General features: G+C 72.1%; 6 protein-coding genes. 4 read left to right on the top strand and 2 right to left on the bottom strand.

What is annotated here, in order from left to right:
* Together ACFFNX_RS39975 and aroB are read right to left on the bottom strand one after the other, a co-directional pair.
* A partial coding sequence (locus ACFFNX_RS39975) for a hypothetical protein (RefSeq protein ID WP_378211369.1) occupies positions 1 to 222 on the bottom strand: 222 nt, incomplete at its 3' end.
* A gap of 225 nt (positions 223 to 447) precedes the next feature.
* On the bottom strand, positions 448 to 1,620 hold the full coding sequence (gene aroB / locus ACFFNX_RS39970) for a 3-dehydroquinate synthase (RefSeq protein WP_378211368.1): 1,173 nt from the start codon (positions 1,618 to 1,620) through the stop codon (positions 448 to 450).
* Positions 1,621 to 1,896: 276 nt separating this feature from the next.
* Between aroB and ACFFNX_RS39965 the strand changes: the two genes are divergently transcribed.
* The 4 genes from ACFFNX_RS39965 to ACFFNX_RS39950 all read left to right on the top strand — a co-directional run.
* Entirely contained in the window at positions 1,897 to 2,817 is a 921-nt protein-coding gene (locus ACFFNX_RS39965) for an SDR family oxidoreductase (RefSeq protein WP_378211366.1), read from the top strand.
* Complete coding sequence (locus ACFFNX_RS39960; protein WP_378211365.1) at positions 2,814 to 4,238, top strand: trehalose-6-phosphate synthase; 1,425 nt, start codon at positions 2,814 to 2,816, stop codon at positions 4,236 to 4,238. The genes ACFFNX_RS39965 and ACFFNX_RS39960 overlap by 4 nt, the downstream gene beginning before the upstream one ends.
* Positions 4,238 to 5,497, top strand: coding sequence for an aspartate aminotransferase family protein (locus ACFFNX_RS39955; protein ID WP_378211363.1), 1,260 nt, complete (start codon positions 4,238 to 4,240; stop codon positions 5,495 to 5,497). Before ACFFNX_RS39960 ends, ACFFNX_RS39955 begins: the two co-directional genes overlap by 1 nt.
* Before the next feature lie 32 nt (positions 5,498 to 5,529).
* Positions 5,530 to 5,813, top strand: a 284-nt coding sequence (locus ACFFNX_RS39950) for an alcohol dehydrogenase catalytic domain-containing protein (RefSeq protein WP_378211362.1), incomplete at its 3' end; no start/stop codon positions are given.

The following is a 5,813-nucleotide window of genomic DNA, read 5'->3' as shown; positions in this document are numbered from 1 at the left end:
GTCGCCGGTCAGGTCGACCGCGGCGGTGGCGATCCACCCCGCTCCCGGCCGTCCGCCCAGCGCCGGGGCGACGTTGCCGAACAGGTCGCGCAGGGTCCGCGCCGCCGGCCCGGCCCCGACCGAGGCCGGGTTGACCGACCCGTAGGTCCTGGCCTCCCCGGTCCCGGGAAGGATCGCCGTCGTCGTACTGCCGCCCGCGTCGACCGCCCACAGGGCGGTCACGGGCCCTCCTCCGCCGGAGGGCGTGACGTGTCTTCGGTTCGCTCGGTCATGCGGCCCTCCTCTGTTGGGGGGAGTGACCACTGGGGCGTGCTTTCGGTTCCCTCGCTTCGCTCGGTCACGGGCCCTCCTCCGTCGGGGAGAGCGACCACCGGCGCGTGCCTTCGACTCCTTTGTCGGGAAGGGGTGACCGCCGGGGCGTGTTCTCGATGCCCTCGCCTCGCTCGGTCATGGGCGGCCCGCCGGGACGTCGTCGGCGACGGTGCGCAGCAGGGCCTGCCGCACCTCGTCCTCGGTGACGTCCTCGGCGATGAGCGTGGTGCCCAGCTCGACCGGGAGGACGAAGCGCAGGCTGCCGTCCCGGATCTCCCGGATCTTGTCCAGCGCGCCGAGCACGGCGTCGATGGGCGGCACGGAGCGGAGCTGCCCGAGGCGCACCGGAAGGCCGAGCCGCCGGATCAGGTCGACGATCCGTTCGGCGAGCGCGGCGTCGAGCAGGCCGCGGGCGCGGGAGATGTCCAGCGCCACGACCATCCCGTACGCGACCGCCTCCCCGTGCAGGACGGGCCCGTAACCGGTGGTCGTCTCGACCGCGTGCCCGACGGTGTGCCCGAAGTTCAGCGGGCGGCGCAGGTCCACCTCGTACGGGTCGCGGCCGACGAGTTCGGTCTTGATCGCGCTGGCCGCCTGGACGAGCGGGCCGACCGCCGCGGAATGACAGCGCACCAGTTCGTCGGTGTGCCGCTCAATGTATTCGAAGAGTTCCGGTGAGGCGATTATCGCCTTTTTCAGCGCTTCGGCAAGCCCCGCGCGAGCCTGCCGCGGATCGAGCGTCTCCAGGAACTCCAGGCAGGAAATGACGGCGCGTGGCTGGTAGAACGCACCGACGAGGTTCTTGGCGGCGTTGTGGTCGACCGCGACCTTTCCGCCGATGCCGGCGTCGACCTGGGCGAGAAGGGTCGTGGGGACGTTGACGTACGGCACGCCGCGCATGTAGGCACTCGCGACCCAGCCGACCGTATCCATGATCATTCCGCCGCCGAGGGCCACCACCACGTCCCGCCGCGCGAGACCGAGCTGGGCCAGCCAGTCGAGGAGACGGTAGGCCGTGTCGAGGCTCTTGCTGCGCTCGCCGGCGTCGACGACCATGCTGCCCAGCAGGAGCCCACGCTGGTCGAGGGCCTCGGTGATCCGGTAGGCGGGCAGCGAGGCGACGGTGCGTTCGGTGATCACCGCGGCGCGGCGGCCGTCGAGTTCGTCGATGAGGATGTCGGTGGCGACCGACGCTTCGGGCACCACGTGGATGCGATAGGTGTCCCGTCGTTCGAGACTGACCTCGATGGCCGACGAGTTCGTGGACAGAGGGATCCGGTCACGAACAATATAGCTGTTCTCGGCCATCGGACTCCTTTTTACCAAGATCAACCAATCGGGTCAGGAGGTGGCGCACAGGTGCGAGAGTAATCTTCTCGACCAAATGTTTATCAAACACGACTTCTGGCCAAAGATCGTGATGATGCACGTGACCGAGAGCGCCGTTCCCGGCGCCGAACCAGTGACGCCGCCGGTGCGAGCGGCGTCGGCCCGCGGACACCGATCACCCCGACCGACGAACCGGCTCCGAACCCGGCCGTTCACCCCCGAAGGCGCGTACCGCGAGGCCGGACCGTGCTGACGATGGTCGTCGGCAGCGGGTACCTCGGCGGCCGCGTCGGCGCCCGCATGCGCGCGCTCGGCGGCCGGGCGGTGCTGTGCTCCCGGCGCCCGCCGACCGCCCGGTCCGCGGACGGCACACCCTGGAGCGAACTCGACGTACGGGACGGCCGCGCGTGCGCCGAGGCGGTGCGGAGCCTCGCGCCGGACGCCCTGGTCGTCGTGCACGGACCCTCCGACATCACCTGGTGCGAGCGGCACGCCAACGAGGCCATGGCCGCGCACGGCACCGGCGCCGTCAACCTCGCGGCCGCGGCCGCCGGCCGGCCCATCCTGCTGATCTCGACCGACAACGTCTTTCCGGGCACCCGCTCCAGCTACGGGGAGTCCGATCGGGTGGCGCCCGCCAACGCGTACGGGCGGGCCAAACTCGCCGGCGAGCGCATCCTGCTCGACACCGGGAACGCCATGGTCCTGCGGGTCAGCCTGGTCTACGGCTGGGACCCCGACGGGCACCGGCCCAACTACTTCACCACCTGCGTGCGCGGGCTGCGGGACGGCCGTCCCGTCGCGGCGCCCACCGACCACTGGAACACTCCGGTGCTGGTCGACGACGTCGCCGCCTGGTCCGCCGCGCTGCTGCGGGCCGGCCGTACGGGCGTGCTCCACCTGGGCGGGCCCGAGCGCCTGTCCCGATACGAGTGGGCCGGCCGGATCGCGAGGGGACTCGGCCTGGACGAGGGGCCGATCCGCCCGGCCGGCAAGGCCGGTACGGCGTACGCGTGCCGGCCGGACAACGCCTGCCTGCACAGCGAGCGGGCGGCGGACCTGCCGGAGCTGGCCGGGCTGCGGCCGGTCGACGTCGACGAGGGCACCCGCCGGCTGGCGTCCGCGGCCCTCGCCGGAGCAACACCCGAACCACGACCTGCGGAGGATCGCCTGTGACGAAACGCGTCTTCCTCGCCAGCAAGCGCGCGGTGGTGAGCTACGCGCCCGAGCCGGAGACCGGGCAACTGCGCGCGTGGCTGGCCCCCGGTGGTACCGGGAACGTCGTCGCCGAGCAGGCCGGCTACCTGGACGTCGCGTGGATCGTCAGCGCGGACAGCGACGACGACCACCGGGCCGCCCTGGAGAACCCCGACGGCATGCACATCGAGCTGCCGTCGGGACGCGGGGTGCGCCTGCACCAGCTGCGCCATGACCGCGAGACCTTCCGCGTCGTGCAGAACTTCCTCACCGCCGAGCTGATGTGGGCCGGGAACAACTACGGCTGGGACCGGTGGACGCAGCCCTCCTTCGGCGCCGAGACACGAGCGGCCTGGGAGCGGTTCGCGGAGTTCACCGAGGACTTCGCCGGCGAGATGCTGCGACGTTCCGAGGGCGAGCCGGACCCGGTCTTCCTCGTCCACGACTACCAGCTCGTCTGCGTCCCCGCGCGGCTGCGGGAGCGGCGCCCGGACGCGCCGATCCTGCTGTTCGTGCACATCCCGTGGCCCTCGGCCGACTACTGGCGGATCCTGCCGCGCGCCATGCGCGCCGGCGTGCTGGAGGGCATGCTCGCCGCCGACACGATCGGCTTCTTCGCCCGCCGCTGGAGCGCGAACTTCCTCGCCTGCGTCGCCGACCTGCTGCCGGACGCCGAGGTCGACACCGAGGCCGGCACCGTACGGCGCGGCGGGCACCTGACCCGGGTCCGCACCCAGCCGCTCGGCTACAGCCCCGAGACGCTCCACCGCCGCGACGCGCGACTGCCCGACGGCATCGCGGAGTGGGCCGGCGACCGCCCTCTCGTGGTGCACTCCGGGCGCACCGACCCGATCAAAAACGGCGAGCGCGCGGTACGCGCCTTCGTCCTCGCCGTCCAGCGGGACGAGCGGTTGCGCGACGCCCGGATGCTGGTGCGGATGAACCCGAACCGGCTGTACGTCGAGGCCAACGCGGAGTACCAGCGCCGCGTGGAGAAGGCCGTCGCGGAGGCCAACGCCGAGCTGGGACCCGACACCGTGCGCACGCACTGCGACAACGAGGTCGGCCACACCTTCGGCTGCTTCGAGCGCGCCGACCTGCTGATGTTCAACTCCACCGTGGACGGCCAGAACCTCAGCGTCTTCGAGGCGCCACTGGTCAACGAGCGCGACGCCGACGTGGTGCTGTCGGAGATGGCCGGCGCGGCCGAGGTCCTCGGCCCGGTGTGCCGCACGGTCAACCCGTACGACCTGGTCGAGCAGGCCGACGCGATCGCCGCCGGGCTGCTCGCGCCTCCGGCCGAGCGCGCGGAGGCGGCGCGGCTGCGCCGTGACACCGCGCGGCCGTGGACGCTCGAGTCGTGGGTCACCGCCCAGCTCGCCAGCCTGGACGTGCGCTGATGGAGGCGGTCGACGCGCGGGCCTTCGCCTACTACGAACTCGGCGACGCCGAACTGGTGCACGGCGAGGGGGTCCGCGTGTGGGACTCCGAGGGCCGGGAGTACCTCGACTGCGTGTCCGGCACCTTCAACCTCGTGCTGGGGCACAACCACCCGGCCGTGCTCGCGGCGGTGCGCGGCCAGCTCGACGACCTGGTGTTCGCCAGCTCCTCCTTTCGGACGACGCCGACCGACCGGGTGATGGAACTGCTCGTGGAGCTGAGCCCGCCGTCGCTCACCCGGGTCAACCTCCGCAGCACCGGCGGCTCGACGGCCAACGAGGGCGCCATCAAGATCGCCCAGTGGCTCACCGGGAAGCGCGACGTCATCGTGCCCTTCCGCGGTCACGTCGGCCAGAGCATCGCCGCCACCAGCTACAACGGGACCTCCCGCATGCGGGAGCCGTTCCCGTACCACCTCCAGGGTGCCGTCCACGTGCCCGAGCCGTACTGCTTCCGCTGCTTCTACCGCCAGACGCCCGACAAGTGCGGGATGTGGTGCGTCGACCGGATCGAGGACTTCATCACCTACGCCAGCTCCGGCAGCGTGGCGGCGATGATCATCGAGCCGATCAGCGGAGTGGGCGGCAACGTCGTGCCGCCGCCGGGCTATCTCCAGCGGCTCAAGGAGTTCTGCGACGAGCGCGGCATCATCTTGATCTTCGATGAGAACCAGACCGGGCTCGGCCGGACCGGCAGCCTCTTCGCCGCCGACCACTTCGGCGTCACCCCGCACATCATGACGCTGTCGAAGGGCCTGACCGGCAGCGGCTTCCCGCTGGCCGCCATCCTCACCGAGGAACGCCTGGTCGGCATGCCGCGCTCGATGCACGGCTTCACGTACGGCAGTCACACCCTGTCCGCCGCGGCGGCCGTCGCGACGCTGAACGAGGTGCGGCGTCCGGAGTTCCTCGCCGGCGTGCGGGCCACCGGGACCGCGCTGATGGACCGCCTGCGCGGGCTCCAGTCCGACTTCCCGTGCGTCGGCGACGTGCGGGGCGTCGGCCTCATGCTGGGCGTCGAACTGGTCGAGCCGGACGGCTCCCGCTCGAACCGGCTGGCCACCGCGCTGAACAAGGCGCTCACGGACCTGCGCGTCATCACCCGGGTGTCCGAGCACGGCCTGGGCAACGTCATCGAGCTGCGGCCGCCGCTGGTGCTGTCGGTCGAGGACGCGAACCTGGTCGCGGACCGGTTCGGTGAGGCGCTGGAGACGCTTTGACGCCCGGCGCCGAACCGGCCACGCGGACGCCGATGAGCGTCGAGCTGACGCCCACCGGGCCGTGCCTGTCCTGCGAGCGGCCGCGACGCCCGGACACGCCCCACGCCGTGCTGGTCGAGCCCGCGCTCGTCGGCGTCTGCCGCTCCGACCTGAAGGAGATCGGCGGCCGGCGGCCGGGCCCGAGCCAGTTCGGCCACGAGCTCGTCGGCCTCGTGACGCACAGCTCGACGCCGCTGCTGCCGGTCGGCTCGCGGGTCTGCCTGGACCCGAACGTCCCGCTGCGGCGGGGGACCGGCTTCGCCCGCCGGATGTGGGC

Origin of the sequence: Actinoallomurus acaciae, from assembly GCF_042429965.1 — a bacterium.
Lineage (GTDB): Bacteria > Actinomycetota > Actinomycetes > Streptosporangiales > Streptosporangiaceae > Actinoallomurus > Actinoallomurus acaciae.
Note: the sequence above shows the minus strand (reverse complement) of the source record. Positions and strands in the feature narration are given on the sequence as shown.

Coding starts and splice junctions, on each gene's coding strand:
- ACFFNX_RS39965 (WP_378211366.1), top strand. CDS start 1,897: ATGGTCGTCGGCAGCGGGTACCTCGGCGGCCGCGTCGGCGCCCGCATG.
- ACFFNX_RS39955 (WP_378211363.1), top strand. CDS start 4,238: ATGGAGGCGGTCGACGCGCGGGCCTTCGCCTACTACGAACTCGGCGAC.
- aroB (WP_378211368.1), bottom strand. CDS start 1,620: ATGGCCGAGAACAGCTATATTGTTCGTGACCGGATCCCTCTGTCCACG.